Origin of the sequence: Streptomyces sp. NPDC002328 (genome assembly GCF_042890065.1) — a bacterium.
Classification (GTDB): Bacteria; Actinomycetota; Actinomycetes; order Streptomycetales; family Streptomycetaceae; genus Streptomyces.
Genome location: NZ_JBIARQ010000015.1, coordinates 111,329 through 130,012, shown reverse-complemented (window position 1 = coordinate 130,012; position 18,684 = coordinate 111,329). Strand labels below are relative to the sequence as shown.

Here is an 18,684-nt window from a genome sequence, read left to right as displayed (position 1 = left end):
TGGGCGGGCCCGTTCTGACGTTCACGGCGCGGCCTTCCCGTCGTACTGCCGCCGCGCCGAGTCGCTCACCCGGATCAGCAGCGCCACGATCGCCCAGTTGGTGACGACCGAGGAGCCGCCCTGCGCGAGGAACGGCATCGCCATGCCCGTCAGCGGGATCAGCCCCGTCACCCCGCCCGCGATCACGAACACCTGGAGCGCGACGATCGAGGCGAGGCCGATCGCGAGCAGCCGGCCGAACGGGTCGCGCAGGGCGAGGCCGGCCCGGTAGCCGCGCTCCACCAGCAGCCCGTACAGCAGGAACAGCGCGGACAGTCCCGCGAGGCCCAGCTCCTCGCCGGCCGTCGCCAGGATGAAGTCCGACTTCACGGCGAAGCCGATGAGGGTGGAGTGGCCGAGGCCCAGACCGCTGCCGAGCACCCCGCCGGCGGCGAACGAGAAGAGGGACTGGGCGAGTTGGTTCGGGCCCTGGCCCGCCTCGATCGACGCGAACGGGTGCAGCCAGTCCTGCACCCGGCTGTGCACATGCGGCTCCAGCCAGCCGACGGCGACCGCGCCGAGCGAGGCCAGCAGCAGCCCCACCGCGATCCAGCCGGTGCGGCCGGTGGCGACGTACAGCATGACCACGAACAGGCCGAAGAACAGCAGCGAGGTGCCCAGGTCGCGTTCGAGGACGAGTACGCCGACGCTCAGCAGCCAGATCGCGACGACCGGGCCGAGGACCCGGCCGGAGGGCAGCTGCACGAACCAGATCTTGCGGCCCGCGTACGCGAGCGCCGTGCGGTTGGCGGCCAGGTACGCGGCGAAGAACACCGCGAGCAGCACCTTCGCGAACTCGCCCGGCTGGATCGAGAAGCCCGCGATCCGGATCCAGATGCGGGCGCCGTTGACCGCCGGGAAGAAGATCGGCAGCGTCAGCAGGGCCAGCGCGGCGACCACGCTCACGTACGCGTACCGCTGGAGCACCCGGTGCTCGCGCAGCGCGGCCACCACGAAGGCGAACAGCGCCACGCCGAGCGTGGACCACACCAGTTGCGTCGGGGCCGCCCGGTCGTCGGGCGTCTCCAGGTCGAGCCGGTAGATCAGCACCAGCCCGATCCCGTTCAGCAGCACCGCGATGGGCAGCAGCAGGGGGTCGGCGTAGGGGGCGCGCACCCGTACCGCCACATGCGCCAGCAGGGCCAGCACGCCGAGCCCGGCGCCGTAGCCGGCGGCGCCGGGCGGGACGGTGCCGGCCTTGGCGAGGCCCACGGCGCAGTAGCCGTAGACCGACAGCAGGACGGCCACGAGGAGGAGAGCGAGTTCGACGCCGCGTCGCCGGGGGAGGCGTGCCGCGGGGGCCGGGGCGTCCGCCGCCGGCGCGATGGCTTCGGCTCCGGCTCGCGTCATGTCCGGAACTTACCCAAATCGGGCTCCTTGTGAGCCTTGAAGGGATCTACGGTTCAGCACCAGCGCGGCGAGGAGCCGTGGGTGTCGATGTAGCGCGCGGCGCCCCAGGCCCAGGTGCCGTCCGTGAGGAGGTACCAGTAGGGGTTGCCCTGGACCGACTGGCCGGTGGTCTTGCAGAAGATGGAGACGATCTCGCCGCGGTGGGCGACCCGGATCACCTCGCTGCCGCGGTGCGGGGCGCTGCGCAGGAGCAGCTGGCTCGCGGTGACGACGCCGCGGGCGAGGCGGTGGTCGTCGCCGCCGCCCTGGTTGCCGCCCTGACCGCCGCCGCCCCAGCTGTCGCCGCCGTTGCCGTTGCCGCCCTGGCCGTTGTCGTAACCGCCGTTGCCGCCTTGGTTGTTGCCGTTCCCGCCCTGGTTGTTCCCGTTTCCGTTGCCGTTCCCGCCTTGGCCGTTGCCGTTGCCGTTGCCGTTGCCGCCCTGGCCGTTGTTGTGGCCGCCGTTGCCGCCCTGGTTGTTCCCGTTCCCGTTGCCGTTCCCGCCTTGGCCGTTGCCGTTGCCGCCCTGGCCGTTGTTGTGGCCGCCGTTGCCGCCCTGGTTGTTGCCGTTGCCGTTCCCGCCCTGGTTGTTCCCGTTGCCGCCCTGGCCGCCGTTCCCGTTGCCGTTCCCACCCTGGCCGCCATTGCCGTTCCCGTTGCCGTTACCGTTCCCATTCCCCCCTTGGCCCCCGCCGTCATGGCCTCCGGAGCCCGAACCCGACCCTGAACCCGACCCCGAGCCCGACCCCGAGCCCGACCCCGACTCATAGCCGGAGTTGCCCGAGTTGGAGCCGGAGCCCGTGCCCGAGCCGTCGTCCGCTCCGGCGGGCGTGACGGCGACGGCGGCGGTGGCGAGGGCGCCGGCGGCGGTGACTATGGCCAGACGGGTGAACGCGGAGCGCAGGGACATGGGGTACCTCCATGAAGGCGGCGAAACTGACTTACCGCCACATTAGGAGCGGCCCGCACCCCGCGCCCGTCACACTGCGCCATCGGGGAGGCCGTCCCCGGTGGGAGGCGTCTGAGGCAGCGTCAGCGTGGCGACCGCCCCGCCGTCCGGCGCGTTGCCGAACGTCAGCCGCGCGCCCAGCACCTCCGCCTGGCCCACCGCGATGGTCAGTCCGAGCCCGTGCCCCTTCGCGCCGCCCTCGGTGCGGAACCGCTGCGGCCCGTGCGCCACGAGGTACTCCGGATAGCCGTCCCCGTGGTCCCGGACGGTCACCGCGGGACCGTCCACCGTCAGCTCCACCGGCGCCCGGCCGTGCCGGTGCGCGTTGGCGACGAGGTTGCCGAGGACCCGTTCCAGCCGCCGCCGGTCGGTCTCCACGCGCGCGTCCCGCACGACGGTGATCCCGGTGCGGGCCCCCGACGCCCGCACCACCCGCCTGGCCAGCGCACCCAGCTCCTCGGCGTCCAGCTCCAGCCGCTCCCGCCCGGTGTCGAGCCGGGAGATCTCCAACAGGTCCTCGGTGAGCGTGCGCAGCGCCGCGACACGGTCGCGCACCAGCTCCGTCGGACGCCCCGGCGGCAGCAGCTCGGCCGCCGCGTGCAGCCCGGTGAGCGGGGTGCGCAGCTCGTGCGCGACGTCGGCGGTGAAGCGCTGCTCGCTCAGCAGCTTGCCCTGGAGCGAGGACGCCATCGAGTCCAGCGCGACGGCGACGGCGGCCACCTCGTCCTGCGGGCGCGTCGGATCCTTCGTGCGGGCGTCGTCCACGCGCGCGTCCAGATCGCCGGCGCTGATCCGCCGCGCCACCCGGGCGGTGGTGTGCAGCCGCCGGGTCACCCGGCTCACGGCGAACGCGCCGACCAGCAGCGTCGCCCCGATCGCCGGCACCGACGACCACAGGATCGCGTTGTCCAGCCCCTCGATCGTGCGCGCCTGCTGGCCGTAGTCGACGGCCACGGCCAGCGCCCGCCCGCCGTCGGCCGGGCCCGCCGCCCACATCACGGGGCGACCGCGGTGGACGGCGACCATCGTGCCGCGCTCGCCGCTCGCCGCGAGCTCCCGCAGCGTCTTCGGCAGCCCCGCCGGATCCACCCCGGCCCCCGGCCGCAGCGTGTCCCCGGCCTCGTACGCCTCCGTGGCGTCCGTCAGCCGGGAGAGCGCGAGGGTGCGGGCCTGTCCGACGGTCTGGTCGGTCACCTGCACATGCACCAGCACGCCGAGCAGCGCGGCCAGGGCGCAGCACATCACCGTGATGAAGACGGCGGCCTTCACCGCCAGCATGCCGGCCCACTGGGGGAGGGCGAGCCTCATCGCCCGCCCGCCGAGGAGGAGGCGGACGACTGCGGGGTGGCGGATGTAGGCGTCGCGGCGGGCGCGGGAGTGACGGCGGGGGCGGGCGTGACGGCGGACGACTTGTGCGCGCGGGTACCGGGGGAGCCCTTCGCCCCGTCGGAGCGCAGCATCTCGTCGTGCGTGAGGAGCATCGCCTTCTGCTCCGGATCCCAGGTCCACTGGAGCCGGTACTCGTAGTCGGCGAGGTCCGACGGCGAGCGGATGATCACTGACCGCCCGGCCAGCTCGACCGCGCTGACCGCGTCCTCCCAGGCCATCACCCGCACCAGCCGCTGTTGCTCGACGGTGTAGACGCGCACGGCGGTCAGCTCGCCCGGCAGCAGCCGGAAGCCGAGGGTCAGCTCGGGGCGTCCGTCGCCGGTGAGATCGCGGTAGTAGGGCGCGAGGACGGGACAGCGACTCCCGCCGCCGCCACCGGTGTCCCCTGAGCCCTTGTCGCCGCCGCAGTCGGCCATCCGGTCGGCGGTCTCGCGGTAGACCGCCGTGCCGCCCCGGTAGTCGTCGGGGTGCGCGGCGATCTCGGCGCGGACGACGGCGACCGGGTCCACCTCGCGGATGTCGCCGCGCGGGACGGCCACGCCCTTGATCGTCTCCGTGTCGGCCTCGTCGATGGCCCACGCCGGGCTGGACGCCGGCGGCAGCTGCGGCCAGAGCCGGGCCGGGCTGATCGCGGTGGGCGTCGGGCCCGCGCCGCGCAGTCCGCCGGCGTCGCCGCAGGCCGCGGTGGCCGACGCCAGCAGGGCGACGGCCGCGACGGCGAGAACGGGACGTCTGAGGGACACGGGGCTCCTGTGATCATGCGGCGATGCCCCGTACACCTTATTCGCACGAAAGTCGGGAAGTCCGATTCCCGTACGGTGTGGCCGCGTACCGGTGCGGCCGCGCGGGAGAAACGATTACTCGGCGAGTTCCTCCAGCAGCCTGGCCGTCGGCAGCCCCGCCTTGAGGTACTCGACGAACAGTTCGTTGTGCAGGGCCCAGGGCGAGCGCCGCGACCGTATCAGCCGGATCGCCCGCTCGGCCGGGTCCCCCCGGCGCATCAGCGTGTGCGCGACGACCAGCCCGGACCGGTTGTAGCCGTGCCAGCAACGCACGAGCACCTTCCGGCCCTCGTCCAGCGCCTCGCCCGCCGCCTGCGCCAGCCGCATCACCCCGGCGAGCTGGGTGCCGTCCAGCGGCCCGTCGGGTATGGGCCACACCTGGTGCGGCACGCCCTCGTCCGGACCGTGTCCGGGCAGCCTCAGGAGCGTCTGGACGAGGTCGAACTCGCCCTGCACCACCGCGAACCGCCGTTGTCCGTCCCGCCCGCGGTACTCGTGTCCGCCCATCCACAGGCCCGGCACGATCTCGTTCCACGGGGCGTCCGGCGAAGGTACCTCGGACTGCTTCCTGCGGGTCCGCAACGACGCCTCCCCAACCGCGCTCCGTCCCGTCCCCAGTGACTGCCCCACCGCGCCCGAAGGTATGCGCCTTCTTGCCCCTGGAGCGCCCCGCCTGTTCCCATGGTCATGGGGTGATGTCGATGAGCGGACTTCGCGTCGTACCGACCTGGCGACACGGCCAGGAGCGGCTCTACGTCTGTCTGGCCGACGGCCGGAACATCGCCTGGTACGACCGTGAGGCCGGCCGGGTCAACGTGCTCGCCGACGATCGCCGGGAGGACGTCCTGGAGGTGCTCGGCCCCTTCCTGACCGGGCCGGTCACCGTGGGCCCGCCCCCGGTCCCCACCCCCGCCGAGCTGGCCCGGCTCGCCCTCCGCCCGGACGACGACCTCGCGCCCAACCGCCCCGGCGAGGCCCTGCTGATCGACCTCGACCGGGACCCCGCCCCCGCCCACCGGCTGCGGCCCGACCCGCGCCGGCGGGCACTCGCCGCCGAGCAGACCGTCGGCGACGCCCTGGACCGGCTCGACGGGGCCGGCTGGCACACCCTGCACTCCGTCCCGCTGCCCGGCGGCGACCGCATCCACCACCTGACCATCGGGCCCGGCGGCCTCTTCGCCGTCCACGCGCTGTACGCCCGCCGGCAGCGGGTCCTCGTCGCCGACCCGGCGGTCGCCCTCGGCCGCCGCGACCCGCGGCCCCTGTTGCGCCGCGTCCGCGCCGACGCCGACCGCGCCTCCTACGCCCTGACCGCCGAGGTCCGCCCGGTCCTCGCCCTGGTCGAACCCGCCGACCTGCGGATCACCACGCCCCCGCGCGAGGTGCGCGTCCTGCGCGACACGGAACTGGGCGCGCTGACCCGCGCGGGCGGCGTCCTGAAGCCGGCGGACGTGGAGGGTCTGCACGCGATGGCCCGGGACAGACGGACGTGGGCCTCCGGCGGTTGACCGGAGTGGGCCTCCGGGGGTCGGCCGGACGTCCTCGCGCGCGGGTCGGCCCGCGTGGCCGTCGCCGAGGGCCGACGCCGAGGACTGCCGCCGAGGGCCGACGCCGAGGGCCGACGCCGAGGGCCGTCGCCCCCGGGCCCTCGCTTCGGCCCTGAACGGGCCTCGGGCCTCGTCCTCGAACGCCGGATGGGCCGCCGGGTCATCGTGCCCGCAGGTCATGGCGGCAGTTGGCCCGCCGCCCGCAGCTCGAAGAGCGGTGCCAGCAGATCCCCCTCCTCGCCCACCCGGGACATGACGTCCTCCGCCCGGAACGCCAGCTCCCGCGGCGCCCCGCACCCCTCCACCTCCCCCCACGTCACCGGCGCCGACGCGGTCGGCTCGGGCCGCGCCCGCAGGGTGTAGGGCGTGGCCGTCGTCTTGCGGGCGGCGTTCTGGCTCCAGTCGACGAACACCTTGCCCGGCCGCAGGCTCCGCGTCATCCGGTGGACGACCAGCCCCGGCATCGCCCCCTCCGCCTCCACCGCGAGCCGTTTCGCGTACTCCGTCACCCGCTCGGACGACGAGCCCCGCACCGCCGCCACCAGATGCAGCCCCTTCGCCCCCGACGTCTTGGCGTACGCGTCGATCCCGTCCGCCGCCAGCCGTTCCCGCAGCCACAGCGCGACCTCGCAGCACTCGACGACGGTCGCGGGCGCGCCCGGGTCGAGGTCGAAGACCAGCCGGTCGGCCTCCTGCGGGTCCCGGACCACGTCCTGGATCACCCACTGGGGCGTATGGAACTCGGTGACGAGGTTCGCCGCCCACATCAGGCTCGCCAGGTCCTGCACGAGCACCATCCGGGCCGGCCCCTCCGAGCGCGGGACCTCCGCCGTGGTGACCCACTCGGGGGTGCCCGGCGGCACGTTCTTCGCGAAGAAGAGCTGTCCGCCGGGCCCGTCCGGGTAGCGCAGGAAGGACAGCGGCCGGTCACGCAGATGGGGCAGCAGGGCCGGGGCGATGGTGGCGTAGTAGTGCAGCGTCTCGCCCTTGGTGAAGCCGGTCGCCGGATACAGCACCTTCTCCAGGTTGCTCAGCGCCAGCCGTCGCCCCTCCACCTCGGTAATCGGCGTCATACGATGAGAATCACATACTTCATCCGCATTGTTCCGTTACATCACTTTTGTCGGATAGTGCCCGGAAAGGTGCTGCACGTGCGATCCATCTGGAACGGCGCCATCTCCTTCGGTCTCGTCAGCATCCCGATCAAGCTGGTGAACGCCACCGAGAGCCACTCGATCTCCTTCCGCCAGATCCACACCGAGGACGGCGGCCGGATCCGCTACCGCAAGGTCTGCGAGCTGGAGGACCGCGAGGTGAGCTCCGCCGAGATCGGCAAGGGGTACGAGGACGCGGACGGCACGATCGTCCCGATCACCGACGAGGACCTGTCCCAGCTGCCGATCCCGACCGCGAAGACGATCGAGATCGTGGCCTTCGTGCCGGCCGACCGCATCGACCCGCTCCAGATGGACGCCGCCTACTACCTCCAGGCGGGCGGCGCCCCGGCGGCGAAGCCGTACACCCTGCTCAGGGAGGCGCTCAAGCGCAGCAACAAGGTCGCGATCGCCAAGTACGCGCTGCGCGGGCGGGAGCGGCTGGGCATGCTCCGCGTGGTCGGCGAGGCCATCGCCATGCACGGTCTGCTCTGGCCGGACGAGGTCCGCGCCCCCGAGGGCGTCGCCCCGGACACCGACGTCACCGTCCGCGACCAGGAACTCGATCTCGCCGACGCGCTGATGGACACCCTCGGCGAGGTCGATCTGGACGACCTCCACGACGAGTACCGCGAGGCGGTCGAGGGCGTCGTCGCCGCGAAGGCGGCCGGCGAGACCCTGCCCGAGGCGCCCGCCCCCGCCTCCAGCGGCAAGGTGCTGGACCTGATGGCGGCCCTGGAGAACAGTGTGCGGGCGGCGAAGGAGTCCCGGGGCGAGGCGCCCGCGGCCGAGAAGGCCGAGGTCAGGGAGCTGCCCCCGCGGAAGACGGCCCGCGCGGCGCCCAAGCAGACGGGCGGCAAGGCGTCGACGTCCACGGCGAAGAAGACGACGGCGGCGAAGAAGACGGCGGCCACGAAGTCGACGGCGAAGACCGCGAAGTCGGCCAAGTCGGCGCAGGGCGGCGCGAAGAAGTCGACGGCGAAGAGCACGGCCAAGAAGACCACGGCGAAGAAGGCGACCCCGGCGAAGAAGACGGCCGCCCGCAAACGGACGGCGTGACCGCACCGTCCTGCTGTCCTGCTGTCCTGCTGTCCTGCTGTTCTGCCGTTCTGCCGTTCTGCCGTCCTCAGGCCGCCTCCTCCACCGGCTTCTCCGTCACCGCCCCCGGCTCCATCCGTCCCCGCGCACCACGGGGACCCGGCGTCCCTCGCGGACCCGGCGTTCCGAGTCCGGCCGTCAGGACCAGTCCCGTCCCCGCCGTCAGCCCCAGCGCCGGCCACGCCGGGAACCCGCCGCCGTACGCGAAACCGTGCCCGGCGAAGTACGTCAGCGCCCAGACGCTCAGGCCGAGGCCGGCCCACACCCGCCACGCCTCCCGGGGACCGGCGTCGGCGCGGACGCCCACGTTCAGCGAGAGCAGCCGGCGCTCCACGGGCACCAGCACCCGCACCGTCGCGAGCAGCACCAGCCCCAGCCCCAGCAGCCACGGCACCCGCCATGCCCACCAGGCCGCCGAACCGAAGGCCGGCTGCGGGGCGAGGCCGGTCAGATAGAAGGCGGCGGCGATCACCAGCACCGGCAGCATGTGCCACAGGTAGAGCGTCATGCTGACGGCCCCCGTCGCCCGCACCGCCCGCTGCCACCGCTCCCGCTCCAGCAGCCGCCGCACCGCGGGCGCGACGAGCAGACACGCCCCGACCTGCGCGACCGCCCACGCCAGCATGGCGGCCGACGGCGGGTTCGTGTTGCTGGGGTCCTGCCCGGTCACCAGGATCAGGCTGACCGGGAACGGCCCGAGGCCGACGAGCGCGGCGAACGCGCCCCCGCCGCCCAGGACCAGCGCGGCCGGCAGCGCACGGCTCCCGCCGACCAGCCCGTCCCGCCAGCAGAACCCGAGCTGGTAGACCACGCCCCACACCAGCACGTAGTTGAGCAGCCCGACGTACGGCAGTCCCGCCGCCAGATCCAGCACCCCGACGACAAGGGCCAGCCCGACCATCGCCGCCGGGACGAGCAGCCCCCACCGCCGATGCAGGGCGTGCAGCGCCGGAGTCAGCGCGCTGACCAGCAGATAGACCGGCAGGAACCAGAACTGCATGGCCAGCGCCCACCCCACCAGCGCCAGCGTGAACGGGTCGACGCCGAGAGCCGAGCACACCGCGACGGCGGTGAGCACGAGCCCGCTGTAGACGCCGGTCGGCAGCAGCAGCCGTACCGCCCGCTGCCCCACCCACCCGGCGGCCGTCGCGCCCCCTGCCCGCGCCCGCGTCCAGGACCCGCCCGCCGCGCAGCCCCCGGCGAGGAAGAACAGCGGCATGATCTGGAAGCCCAGCGTCAGCCACTGAGTCCAGGGCACGGTCGCCAGCAGCTCCGGCGCGGTGATCTCGCCGTCCGGCCGCCGCACCAGCCCGGTGATCAGCCAGTGCCCGAGCACGACGAGCAGGATGGCCCACGCCCGCAGGAAGTCCACATACCGGTCCCGTTCCATGCTCCGGATACTCCCCGATTACTCCCCGATCGACGGCTCTCTTTCCATTAGCGTCACGGAGAGTGTTCGTGCGGTTCTATTCTGATGACGGCGTGGGGATCCTTCGGACGGAGAGTGAGGGGTCGGGGATGACCTTGGCGGAGCAGGTCGAGAGCACGGGGGCCGAGGAGGCCTACGACGAGGTCGAGCAGATGAGCGACCTGAACCGGGCCGTCGGCAAGCTGTTGAGGCTGTTGCGGGAGCGGGCGGGCCTTTCGCAGAAGGAACTGGGTGACCGGCTCGGGTACGGCCCCGACCTGATCTCCGCGCTGGAGAGGGGCGTACGGACGCCTCAGCGGGAGTTCCTGGTGGCGGCGGACGAACTCCTCGACGCGGGCGGGATGTTGAAGGCGGTCATCGAGGACGTCGAGCGGGCCAAGGCGAAGGCGAGGGTCCGGCATCCGGCGTGGTTCAAGGACTACGCGCGGCTGGAACGGAGCGCGGTCGAGATCAACTTCTACAACAACCATGATGTGCCTGGTCTGTTGCAGACTCAGCAGCGAACCCGTGCGCTGTACGTGATGCGCAAGCCGGTGCTGGACCAGGACACCATCGAGCAGCGCGTGGCGTCCCGGGTGGACCGGCAGGACATCCTGACCCGCTGGCCCCTGTGCATGGTGACAGCGGTGATCGAGGAGGTGGTGCTGCGGCGTCCCCTCGGCGGCTGGATGATCCACCGGGAGCAGTTGGAGCATCTGCTCGAGCTCGGCCGACTGCCCAGCGTGGAGATCCAGGTGATGCCGTCGGAGCGCACCGAACACGCCGGCATGGGCGGGCCGTTCGTGCTGCTGACGCCCAAAGGAAAGCCGCAGGTCGGGTACACCGAGGCGCAGAGCAGCAGCAATCTCATCACGGAGCCCGAGGAGGTGCGGATGCTTGCCGCGCGCTACGGGAGCATCAGGGCGCAGGCACTTACGATGCAGGAGTCCCTCGTCCTGATCGAAAGCTTGCTGGGAGAACGATGAGTACCGCTGAGCCCACACCCCTCGCCTGGTTCAAGAGCAGCTATAGCGGTAACGAAGGCGGCGAGTGCCTGGAGGTCGCCTCCACACCCGGCACCATCCACATCCGTGACTCCAAAGCCCCGGCCCACGCTCAACTCGCCTTCTCCCCCACGGAGTGGTCCGCGTTCGTGACGTACGCGGCTCGCCGGAGCTGACCGCCGCACATGGACGACGTGTACGTGGGCAACGCGGGTGAGGACGCCGCGATCGACCGGGGATGGCTGCTCGGGCACTTCAAGCCCGACGGCGATCCCCGGCACAGCGAGGACGTCGAGATCAAGTGGGGCGTCCACCCGCGGGGCGACCGGCGGGCGCAGTGGGTGCGGGGCGAGGAACGCACCGCGCTCCAGGTGCTCGTCAGCGGCCGGTTCCGGATCGAGTTCCCGGGCCGCAGCGTGGTGCTGGAGCGCCAGGGCGACTACGTCGTCTGGGGGCACGGCGTGGACCACTCCTGGTTCGCCGAGGAGGAGTCGGTGGTGCTGACCGTGCGATGGCCGTCCGTCCCCGGGTACGCGGTGCCGGACGAGGGCGGACACCCCGCGGCGGCGTCAGGGCAGGACAGGCCCGCCGCGGGGTGAGCTGCGGGGCGTCCGTCAGGGGATCACGACGTAGTTGCTGAAGCCGCCGTCCCGGTCGTCGAGGCCCGAGATCGCCTCGTTCACCCGGGCCAGCGGGAACGGCTTGACCTGGAGATACGACAGGTCCAGCGCGCCGGTGCCGACCATGTCGGCGAGTTCCTGCCCCTGCGCGGTGCTGAACCAGTTGGAGCCGATCAGCTGGACCTGCTCGTCCATCAGCCACTTGACGTCCACGGGCAGCCGGTCGGCGACACCGCCGACGTTGACGACCCGGCCGCCCCTGCGGACGCCCTGCATGGAGTCGAGCATCGTCTCCACCGGCGCCTGGGCGCCCAGCGCGCTGATCACGTAGTCCGCGCCCTCCCCGCCGGTCAGGGACTTCGCCCACTCGCCGGTGGAGCCGTCGCCCAGCCGCATGACCTCGACCCGCTCCGGGTCCAACTCCTTGACGCGCTTGAGGAGTTCCTCGTTGCGGCCGGTCCCGAGGACCCGAGAGGCGCCGGAGGCCAGCGCGAGCAGGGTCGAGGCGACGCCGAGGGTGCCCGTCACCCCGTCGATCAGCGCGACCTGGCCGGGGCCGGCCGCGGCGTTCTTGAGCGCGCCGTAGGAGGTGCCGATGTAGCCCAGCTTGCCCGCCTGTTCGAACGTCATGGTGTCCGGGAGGTTGACGATCGAGTACTGCGGGGCGGTCATGTACTCCGCGAACCCGCCGTACGGGTACAGGTCGAAGATGCGCTGGCCGTCGCGGGAGGTGCTGAAGTAGCCGTTCAGCGTGAAGTAGCGGCAGCGGCTCAGCTCGCCGCCCCGGCACACCTGACAACTCCCGCAGGAGCGGAGCGGGTTGACGTACACCCGGTCGCCGGGGCGGGTGTGCAGCACCGCCTCGCCGACCTGCTCGACCACGCCGGCGGCGTCCAGGCCGAAGATGGCGGGCAGCTTCGGCAGCGGCTGGTGCGGGAACCACGTGGGCCAACTATTGATGACGTTGGCCATGTTGGGGACGATCCCGCAGGCCTTCACCCGCACCAGCACGTCCGTGGGCCGTGGGGTGGGCACGTCGATCGTGTCCACCGACATCGGCTCACCGAGCGCGTGCAGACGCGCAGCGAGCATTTTCGCCATTGAAACACTCCTTGCAAATCACGGCTCATGGAGCACAACGCGCCTTCGCGGCAACGATGCCTAAGACTGCGGAAAGGGGTTCGGGAAAGGGTTCGGGTAGTTCTCTTCGAGATCGATGTTCAGCAGCCCCATGATGCGGACGCCGGAGTTGTACCAGGCGATGGACAAGGAGAGTTCGACCATCTGCTTGTCCGTCAGGAAAGCGGCGGCGGCCCGCCATGTTTTCTCGGAGACGTCGACCCGGAGCGTGGACTCCTCGGCCAGGCGCATCACCGCCTTCTCCGTCTCGTCGAACAGGTCGGACGACTCGAAGTCGGCCACCGCCGCGAGCTGTTCCTCGGTGAGCCCGGCCTTCAGACCGTGCGATCGGTGGTGCGCCACCTCGTACGCCGACCGGGTCGCGTGCCCCACGGTCAGGATCGCAAGCTCGCGCAGCCGGGGGCTCAGATCGGCGGCCCGCAGCGAGTTGGCGTAGGTGAGGAAGGCGTCCAGCTGGGCCGGCGCGTTGGCCAGGGCGAGGAAGATGTTCGCCGTCGGGACCTTGCGTTCGGCTTCCAGCCGGTCGTACAGCGGTTTCTGCGAGTCGTCCGCGTCCTCGCGGCGCAGATAGGGCACTCGGGCCATGGGGTCTCCTCGGGGTCTGCTCGGTGGCGGAAGGGGGGTGCCTCGCGGGCTGCCTCAGGCTGCCGGCGGACGGACGGCTCAGCGGGCGGACTGTTCGAGCAGGAACCGCTCCAGCGACATCGGCCTGGGCGGCTCGGCCGGCGGGATCAGCGGCGCGTCGACGAAGGGCGACGCCTCGAAGTACCACTTCTCCAGCGCCGGCAGACCCCAGCGGGCGTTGGTGCTGAGCGAGCCCGCGTCCCAGCGGACCGGCTCGATCTCGGTGTCGATCGTCTGGTAGTGGCTGTTGAAGACCTCCACCCGGTGTCCGTCCGGGTCGCGGAGGTAGGCGAACAGCATCCCGCCCGGACCGTGCCGCCCCGGGCCGCGTTCCACGCCCTCGCCGTAGCCGAGGATCCCCGCGAAGTCGCAGGCGGAGAAGATGTCGTGGCTCTCGGAGACGGTGTACGCGAAGTGGTGCAGGGCGGGCCCGGTGTTCTCGACGATCGCCAGGTCCAGACACGTGCCCTTGCGGTACATGAACGCGCCCAGCAGCTTGTCGCCGTGCTCCAGGTACTCCGAGTTGCGGAAGCCGAGTTCGCCGTAGAACGCGCACAGCTCGTAGGTGTCGGGCGCGAAGATCTGGTAGTGGTCCAGCCGCTGCGCGTGGGCGCCCTTGTGAAGCTGGAAGTCGATGTGGAGCCGCGGCCGGGTCTCCATGTGCGCGCACAGCTCCAGCGGGGTGCCGACCGGGTCGCTGACGTGCAGGGTGCGGCCCTGGTGCGGCATGTCGACCCACTCCGCGGGCAGCCCGCGCGCCCGGAACCAGTCGTACGCGAGGTCGAGATCCTCGTCGAAGAAGACCCGGAAACCGATCCTGCGGCACGCCCCGCCGCCCGTCCCGTCCCGCTCCAGCACGAGGCTGTGATGGCAGGCTTCCGACAGACCGCGCAGGTAGCAGGCGCGGTCGTCCTCCTCGGAGACGACCAGGCCCAGCACGTTCACATAGAAGTCCCGGCTCTCGGCCAGATCGACGACGGTGAGACGGACGTGACTGGAGCGGGTGATGTTGAAACTGGGGCGCAGATTGACGGGTGGCAGCATGCTGGTCTCCGTGCTCCGATCGGATCGGCTCTGAATTCGGACTGTAGTACTTCGGGGCCCTATTACTGCCGGGTCGCATTCACAGATTGAGTGATGAAGGGAAAGGTGGACCAGCCGCTGAATTCCGCTGCCGCGCCGAGGGATTCCTCGATGCGCAGCACCTCGTTCCACTTCGCCATCCGTTCGGAGCGGGTGAACGAGCCCACCTTCAGCTGGCCCGCGTCCCACCCCACGCTCAGATGGGCGATGGTGACGTCCTCGGACTCGCCGGAGCGCGCCGAGACGACCGTGCCGAAACCGGCGTCCTTGCCGGCCCGCAGGGCTTCGAACGCCTCTGTGACCGTGCCCGCCTGGTTCGGCTTGACCAGCACGGCGTTCACCGTCCCGCCGGTCGCCGCCGCCTCCACCCGCTTGGCGTTCGTCACCAGGTAGTCGTCGCCGATCACCTGGCAGCGGTGGCCGTAGCGCCGGGTGAACTCGGCCATGCCCTCGTGGTCGTCCTCGCCCACCGGGTCCTCGACGGACAGGATCGGGTACTGCTCGATCCAGCCGCCCAGCAGGTCGATCAGCGCGGAGGTGTCCAGGGTGCGGTCGTCCAGGGCGAGCCGGTACCCGTCGGCGGAGCCGAACTGCGAGGCCGCCACGTCCAGGGAGATGCCGACCTGGGCGGAGGGGGCGAAACCCGCGCTCTCGATCGCCCGGGTCAGTGTCTCCAAGGCCTCCTCGTTGGACGCGAACGCGGGCCAGAAGCCGCCCTCGTCGGCCACGCCCTGGGCTTTGCCGGCCTTGCGCATCAGCGCGCCGGCGGCGCGGTAGATCTCCGCCGTCCAGTCCAGCGCCTCGGAGAAGCTCCCGGCGGCCGGGCAGACCACCATGAAGTCCTGGACGTCGACACGGCGGTCCGCGTGGGCGCCGCCGCCGAAGATCTGGATCTCCGGCAGCGGGACGCGCACCGGCCGCCCGCCCGCCAGATGCCGCCACAGCGGCACGCCCGCCGACGCGGCGGCGGCGTGCAGCACCGCCATGGACGTGGCGACGAGCGCGTTGCCGCCGAGCCGGCTGCGGTCTGGGGTCCCGTCGAGGTCGGCCAGGAGCCGGTCGACGGCTGCCTGGTCGCCGGCGTCGTGGTCCTTCAGGGCGGGTGCGATCTCGTGGTTCACCGAGCCCACCGCGCGATGGACGTCGAGTCCGCCGAAGCGGTCGCCGCCGTCGCGCAGGTCGAGGGCTTCGCCTCGGCCGGTGGAGGCCCCGGCGGGAGCGATGGCCCGACCGGTCACACCGTCCACGAGGCGAACCTCGACCTCCACGGTCGGCCGCCCACGGGAGTCCCACACCCTGCGGCCGTGGAGGCCGGCGATCCGCGCGTCTGTCATGGCGCTGCACCCTTTCGTTCGGGATGCCGAGTGGCGAGTGTTGTCGGCGCTGTGTGCTATCGATAGCGCAATGGTGAGAGGTGGGGGAGGGCGAGTCAAGGGGCCTGTGGGTAAGTCGAGGGTGTGGGTAGTTTGTCTCTGCGGGGGCATTGGCTGAGGGAAGGGCTGGTGCTATCGTTCGCGCAATGCTCTGCGGTGCTGCGGTGCTGCGGTGCTGCGGTTCCGTGGCTTTGTGGCTCTATGACCCTGCGGTTCCGCGGCTTCGCGCGGTGTCTCGGTGGTGAACGGATGCTCCCGTCCGGAGCGGACGCGCCACGCGCACGGGCGGCCCGCCGGGATTCCGTCCGGCGGGCCGCACCGCCGCCCAGGCCGCTACTGCCGCTGCGTGCCCCCTGGGGGCGGCAGGCGGTTTCCGGGGTCAGGCGAAGTGGACTTCCCGCTCCAGGCGGGAACCGAAGGGCGCCCACATCAAGTCGGGCAGGAATGCGCCGCCCGCCTCGTCCAGGTGGTGCTCGACCTGCTGGATGTGAGCGTCGGACACCTCGACGGCCCGTTCGAAGAAGTCGATGCTGTTCGGGTCGAGGTGGAACGACCAGTCCCGGTTGTAGGGGACCTGGCGCTTGATGATCCGGCCGCCGACGTGGATCTCGCGGGTCTCGGTGCCGTTGAGGATGTTCCGCGCGTGCTGGATCTTGGCGGGATCGGTGAGCTGGATCGTGAAGCGCTCGGGGGTCGGCGGGTAGGTGAAGGTGAAGTACGCGGCGTTGTCGGGCATGGCCGTCTCCTTGGTGAGGCGCGTCGCGGGACGCGTGGCCGAAGGCGCGGCCTGGGCTGCCCCGACGGTGCGGGGTCCGGTGCGCGGCCATGAACGACCCTAAGCGCTCCGTGGTCGATCCGCTCCTCGTGGTGACCGTGGGTGGGGGTCAGGCCCTCGCTCCGCCTCCCGGCGCCGCCGTGCTCCCGCGCAGGATCAGCGAGCCCGGTGAGACCGACGTGTAGGGGCTGTCGTTGCCCGGCTCGGTCTTCAGGCGGCGCATCATCCACAGGGCGCAGCCCGTGGCCATCTCCTGGATCGGGAGGCCGACGGTGGTGAGTCCCGGGCCCCACCAGGAGAAGCCCGGCTCGTCGCCGAAGCCGACCACCGACAGCTCCCCGGGCACCTTCACGCCCTGCTCCGACAGCTCCTCCAGGACTCCCAGCGTCAGCTGGATCGACCCCAGGACGAGCGCGCTGGGCGCGTCCGGCCCCGCCAGCAGCCGGCGCACCGCCTGACGGCCGTACTCCACGGACGACGGCGGCCCCAGCTCCGCCCGCCCGGCGTCGTCCGGCAGGCCGCCGTCGCGCAGGGCGCCGCGGAAGCCGCGCAGACGCTCCGCGCCCGTCGGCAGCTCCTCGGGGCCGCCCAGGTACGCGATGCGGGTGTGACCCTGGGCCACCAGATGCGCCGTGCCCTGACGCAGCGCCTCGTGGTCGTCGACGCCGAACCACTGGGATCCCAACGAGGCGTGGCGGCGCAGCAGTTGCAGGTGTGGCACCGTGCGCAGCAGCTTGACGGAGTCGCTGTGCGGACGGGCGGTGGGGACGATGATCACGCCGGCCACCCGGTTCGCGGACAGCTCCCGCAGATGGCGCAGCTCCACCATCCGGTCGTCGTCGGTCTCCGAGAGCATCAGCTGGAAGCCCTCGGCCTCCATGTTCTTGGACAGCTCGTGCGCGATGGTCGAGTAGAAGCTGTTGCGGATGTCCGGGATCACCAGCGCGACCACGTTGCTGGAGGCCCCGCGCATCATGCGCGCCGCGCGGTTGCCGACGTAGCCCATCTCGGAAGCCGCCTGGCGGACCCGGAACTTGGTCTCCTCGCTGATGCGGGGGTCGTCGGAGAGCGCCCGGCCGACCGTCGAGACGGAGACCCCGAGGCGTTCGGCGATGTCCCTGGTCGTGATCACGTGGGGCCCCCTCCGGCCTGCTCGTCTCGTCTCGTCCCGGTGTCGTGCGGTCGCGCGATCCGGGGGCGGCCCGGGGGTGCCCCGGGGGGTGGCCCCAGGGTCGTCCCGCATCGTCACTGTCCGCGTGCCAACGATAGCGGCGTCGTCGCGCTCCGTGTCCGGGGTCGGGTCGGGGTCGGGCCCCGGGTTGGGGCCGGGGTTGGACCCGGGCACCGGGCTCGACGAGCCGTTCTGCCCAGCCGTGCTAACGTTAGCACCGCTGGACGTGTCGTGCAGCCGCCCCAGGCTGCCCAGTCGTTGCGGGAGGTTGCGTGCGGATCGTCAGATACGCCGTCGGCGGCGAACGCCATTACGGGGATATGGATTCCGGCGATTCCAGGATCGCGAGACTCGAAGGCGACCCCTTCACGGGGCTTTCCCCTACGGGCCACCTCGACGAAGTGGGCGACGTGGCCATTCTGCCGCCGCTCGAAAGTCCCAGGATCTTCGGATTCGCCTACAACTACGCCTCGCACGTGGGGGAGACGGACCGCGACATCCCGGAAGTCCCGGTGTGCTTCATGAAGCCGAGCACCGCCGTGATCGGTCCGGGCGACGCCATCGTCTATCCGGCGGACGGCGAACTGATCCATTTCGAGGGCGAGTTGGTCGTCGTCATCGGAAAGCGGGCCCGCCATGTGAAGCCTTCCGAGGCCCATGAGCACATCCTCGGCTACACCTGCGGCAACGACGTCAGCGACCGGATCGTCCAGCGCCGGGAAAGCGCCTACGGGACGCTGCTGATCGGCAAGGGGCAGGACACGTTCGCGCCCCTCGGGCCGGTCGTCGCCACCGAACTCGACCCGTCCGCACTGTCGTTGACGACCCGGGTGAACGGCGTCGTCGCCCAGTCGGCGAGCACGGCCGACCTGCTGCTCGGCGTGCCCGAGCTCATCGCCTACCTCAGCCGCCACCTGACGCTGCTGCCCGGCGACGCCATCATGACGGGCACCCCGTCCGGCGTCGGACCGATCCGTCCCGGCGACGAGGTCGAGGTGGAGATCGAGGGCATCGGCGTCCTGCGCAACTCCGTGGTGGCGGAGAGCCGTTGACGCGGGCGGCTGACGCGGGCGGCGGGCGGCCGGCACGGGACCCGCCGGCCGACACGCATGTGTGACCACGACCGTGACCGCGACCGCGG

General features: G+C 71.9%; 19 protein-coding genes. 6 read left to right on the top strand and 13 right to left on the bottom strand.

The genetic code is table 11. The features are described from left to right. Positions 1-21: 21 nt before the first annotated feature. The 5 genes from ACFYX4_RS30560 to ACFYX4_RS30540 all read right to left on the bottom strand — a co-directional run bounded on the left by ACFYX4_RS30560 (position 22) and on the right by ACFYX4_RS30540 (position 5,128). Positions 22-1,389: an FtsW/RodA/SpoVE family cell cycle protein gene (locus ACFYX4_RS30560; protein WP_389340061.1), complete on the bottom strand. Its 1,368-nt coding sequence runs from the start codon at positions 1,387-1,389 to the stop codon at positions 22-24. A 53-nt stretch (positions 1,390-1,442) separates the two neighbouring features. Then, entirely contained in the window at positions 1,443-2,336 is an 894-nt protein-coding gene (locus ACFYX4_RS30555) for an SH3 domain-containing protein (RefSeq protein ID WP_389340059.1), read from the bottom strand. Between the two features lie 69 nt (positions 2,337-2,405). After that, positions 2,406-3,683 (bottom strand): ATP-binding protein, encoded by a 1,278-nt coding sequence (locus tag ACFYX4_RS30550; RefSeq protein WP_389340057.1) that lies wholly within the window; start codon positions 3,681-3,683, stop codon positions 2,406-2,408. Next, the gene (locus tag ACFYX4_RS30545) at positions 3,680-4,507 is read right to left on the bottom strand and encodes a hypothetical protein (RefSeq protein WP_389340055.1); all 828 of its coding nucleotides are present in this window, start codon (positions 4,505-4,507) and stop codon (positions 3,680-3,682) included. Before ACFYX4_RS30545 ends, ACFYX4_RS30550 begins: the two co-directional genes overlap by 4 nt. Before the next feature lie 114 nt (positions 4,508-4,621). Then, positions 4,622-5,128 carry a protein phosphatase gene (locus tag ACFYX4_RS30540; protein ID WP_389340053.1) on the bottom strand — a complete coding sequence of 169 codons (507 nt, stop codon included), beginning with the start codon at positions 5,126-5,128 and terminating at the stop codon, positions 4,622-4,624. A 119-nt stretch (positions 5,129-5,247) separates the two neighbouring features. Between ACFYX4_RS30540 and ACFYX4_RS30535 the strand changes: the two genes are divergently transcribed. Continuing rightward, positions 5,248-6,054: a nuclease-related domain-containing protein gene (locus ACFYX4_RS30535; RefSeq protein WP_389340051.1), complete on the top strand. Its 807-nt coding sequence runs from the start codon at positions 5,248-5,250 to the stop codon at positions 6,052-6,054. A gap of 215 nt (positions 6,055-6,269) precedes the next feature. Here the strand turns inward: ACFYX4_RS30535 and ligD are convergent, their stop codons facing one another. Further along, positions 6,270-7,166, bottom strand: coding sequence for a non-homologous end-joining DNA ligase (gene ligD, locus ACFYX4_RS30530; protein WP_389340049.1), 897 nt, complete (start codon positions 7,164-7,166; stop codon positions 6,270-6,272). 69 nt (positions 7,167-7,235) lie between these two features. On the opposite strand from ligD, the gene ACFYX4_RS30525 reads away from it, so the two are divergent. Continuing rightward, entirely contained in the window at positions 7,236-8,306 is a 1,071-nt protein-coding gene (locus ACFYX4_RS30525) for a Ku protein (RefSeq protein ID WP_389340047.1), read from the top strand. A gap of 67 nt (positions 8,307-8,373) precedes the next feature. Here ACFYX4_RS30525 and ACFYX4_RS30520 read toward each other — a convergent pair whose 3' ends face one another. Continuing rightward, complete coding sequence (locus ACFYX4_RS30520) at positions 8,374-9,735, bottom strand: acyltransferase (RefSeq protein WP_389340045.1); 1,362 nt, start codon at positions 9,733-9,735, stop codon at positions 8,374-8,376. Between the two features lie 128 nt (positions 9,736-9,863). On the opposite strand from ACFYX4_RS30520, the gene ACFYX4_RS30515 reads away from it, so the two are divergent. The 3 genes from ACFYX4_RS30515 to ACFYX4_RS30505 are packed head-to-tail and all read left to right on the top strand — an operon-like array spanning position 9,864 to position 11,356. Further along, the gene (locus ACFYX4_RS30515) at positions 9,864-10,739 is read left to right on the top strand and encodes a helix-turn-helix domain-containing protein (RefSeq protein ID WP_389340043.1); all 876 of its coding nucleotides are present in this window, start codon (positions 9,864-9,866) and stop codon (positions 10,737-10,739) included. Beyond that, positions 10,736-10,933, top strand: a complete 198-nt coding sequence (locus ACFYX4_RS30510) for a DUF397 domain-containing protein (RefSeq protein WP_389340041.1) — start codon at positions 10,736-10,738, stop codon at positions 10,931-10,933. The genes ACFYX4_RS30515 and ACFYX4_RS30510 overlap by 4 nt, the downstream gene beginning before the upstream one ends. Before the next feature lie 9 nt (positions 10,934-10,942). After that, entirely contained in the window at positions 10,943-11,356 is a 414-nt protein-coding gene (locus ACFYX4_RS30505) for a signal peptidase I (RefSeq protein WP_389340039.1), read from the top strand. A 15-nt stretch (positions 11,357-11,371) separates the two neighbouring features. Here the strand turns inward: ACFYX4_RS30505 and ACFYX4_RS30500 are convergent, their stop codons facing one another. The 6 genes from ACFYX4_RS30500 to ACFYX4_RS30475 form a co-directional block, all read right to left on the bottom strand. Further along, positions 11,372-12,478, bottom strand: coding sequence for an alcohol dehydrogenase catalytic domain-containing protein (locus ACFYX4_RS30500; protein WP_389340037.1), 1,107 nt, complete (start codon positions 12,476-12,478; stop codon positions 11,372-11,374). A gap of 60 nt (positions 12,479-12,538) precedes the next feature. Continuing rightward, positions 12,539-13,102, bottom strand: a complete 564-nt coding sequence (locus ACFYX4_RS30495) for a carboxymuconolactone decarboxylase family protein (RefSeq protein ID WP_389340035.1) — start codon at positions 13,100-13,102, stop codon at positions 12,539-12,541. A gap of 78 nt (positions 13,103-13,180) precedes the next feature. Continuing rightward, on the bottom strand, positions 13,181-14,185 hold the full coding sequence (locus ACFYX4_RS30490) for a VOC family protein (protein WP_389340033.1): 1,005 nt from the start codon (positions 14,183-14,185) through the stop codon (positions 13,181-13,183). A gap of 62 nt (positions 14,186-14,247) precedes the next feature. Next, positions 14,248-15,558, bottom strand: a complete 1,311-nt coding sequence (eno, locus tag ACFYX4_RS30485; protein ID WP_389340031.1) for a phosphopyruvate hydratase — start codon at positions 15,556-15,558, stop codon at positions 14,248-14,250. A 418-nt stretch (positions 15,559-15,976) separates the two neighbouring features. Beyond that, a complete protein-coding gene (locus tag ACFYX4_RS30480) occupies positions 15,977-16,333 on the bottom strand; it encodes a calmodulin (protein WP_389340029.1) in 357 nt (118 codons plus the stop codon). A 148-nt stretch (positions 16,334-16,481) separates the two neighbouring features. Further along, positions 16,482-17,504: a LacI family DNA-binding transcriptional regulator gene (locus tag ACFYX4_RS30475; protein ID WP_389340027.1), complete on the bottom strand. Its 1,023-nt coding sequence runs from the start codon at positions 17,502-17,504 to the stop codon at positions 16,482-16,484. A 311-nt stretch (positions 17,505-17,815) separates the two neighbouring features. Between ACFYX4_RS30475 and ACFYX4_RS30470 the strand changes: the two genes are divergently transcribed. After that, the gene (locus tag ACFYX4_RS30470) at positions 17,816-18,595 is read left to right on the top strand and encodes a fumarylacetoacetate hydrolase family protein (protein WP_389340025.1); all 780 of its coding nucleotides are present in this window, start codon (positions 17,816-17,818) and stop codon (positions 18,593-18,595) included. The last annotated feature ends 89 nt before the right edge of the window (positions 18,596-18,684 follow it).

What these genes read in the sequence shown, in the direction of transcription:
- ACFYX4_RS30560 (WP_389340061.1), bottom strand. Translation starts at nt 1,389, where the DNA reads ATGACGCGAGCCGGAGCCGAAGCCATCGCGCCGGCGGCGGACGCCCCG.
- ACFYX4_RS30555 (WP_389340059.1), bottom strand. Translation starts at nt 2,336, where the DNA reads ATGTCCCTGCGCTCCGCGTTCACCCGTCTGGCCATAGTCACCGCCGCC.
- ACFYX4_RS30550 (WP_389340057.1), bottom strand. Translation starts at nt 3,683, where the DNA reads ATGAGGCTCGCCCTCCCCCAGTGGGCCGGCATGCTGGCGGTGAAGGCC.
- ACFYX4_RS30535 (WP_389340051.1), top strand. Translation starts at nt 5,248, where the DNA reads ATGAGCGGACTTCGCGTCGTACCGACCTGGCGACACGGCCAGGAGCGG.
- ligD (WP_389340049.1), bottom strand. Translation starts at nt 7,166, where the DNA reads ATGACGCCGATTACCGAGGTGGAGGGGCGACGGCTGGCGCTGAGCAAC.
- ACFYX4_RS30520 (WP_389340045.1), bottom strand. Translation starts at nt 9,735, where the DNA reads ATGGAACGGGACCGGTATGTGGACTTCCTGCGGGCGTGGGCCATCCTG.
- ACFYX4_RS30515 (WP_389340043.1), top strand. Translation starts at nt 9,864, where the DNA reads ATGACCTTGGCGGAGCAGGTCGAGAGCACGGGGGCCGAGGAGGCCTAC.
- ACFYX4_RS30510 (WP_389340041.1), top strand. Translation starts at nt 10,736, where the DNA reads ATGAGTACCGCTGAGCCCACACCCCTCGCCTGGTTCAAGAGCAGCTAT.
- ACFYX4_RS30505 (WP_389340039.1), top strand. Translation starts at nt 10,943, where the DNA reads ATGGACGACGTGTACGTGGGCAACGCGGGTGAGGACGCCGCGATCGAC.
- ACFYX4_RS30500 (WP_389340037.1), bottom strand. Translation starts at nt 12,478, where the DNA reads ATGGCGAAAATGCTCGCTGCGCGTCTGCACGCGCTCGGTGAGCCGATG.
- ACFYX4_RS30495 (WP_389340035.1), bottom strand. Translation starts at nt 13,102, where the DNA reads ATGGCCCGAGTGCCCTATCTGCGCCGCGAGGACGCGGACGACTCGCAG.
- ACFYX4_RS30490 (WP_389340033.1), bottom strand. Translation starts at nt 14,185, where the DNA reads ATGCTGCCACCCGTCAATCTGCGCCCCAGTTTCAACATCACCCGCTCC.
- eno (WP_389340031.1), bottom strand. Translation starts at nt 15,558, where the DNA reads ATGACAGACGCGCGGATCGCCGGCCTCCACGGCCGCAGGGTGTGGGAC.
- ACFYX4_RS30480 (WP_389340029.1), bottom strand. Translation starts at nt 16,333, where the DNA reads ATGCCCGACAACGCCGCGTACTTCACCTTCACCTACCCGCCGACCCCC.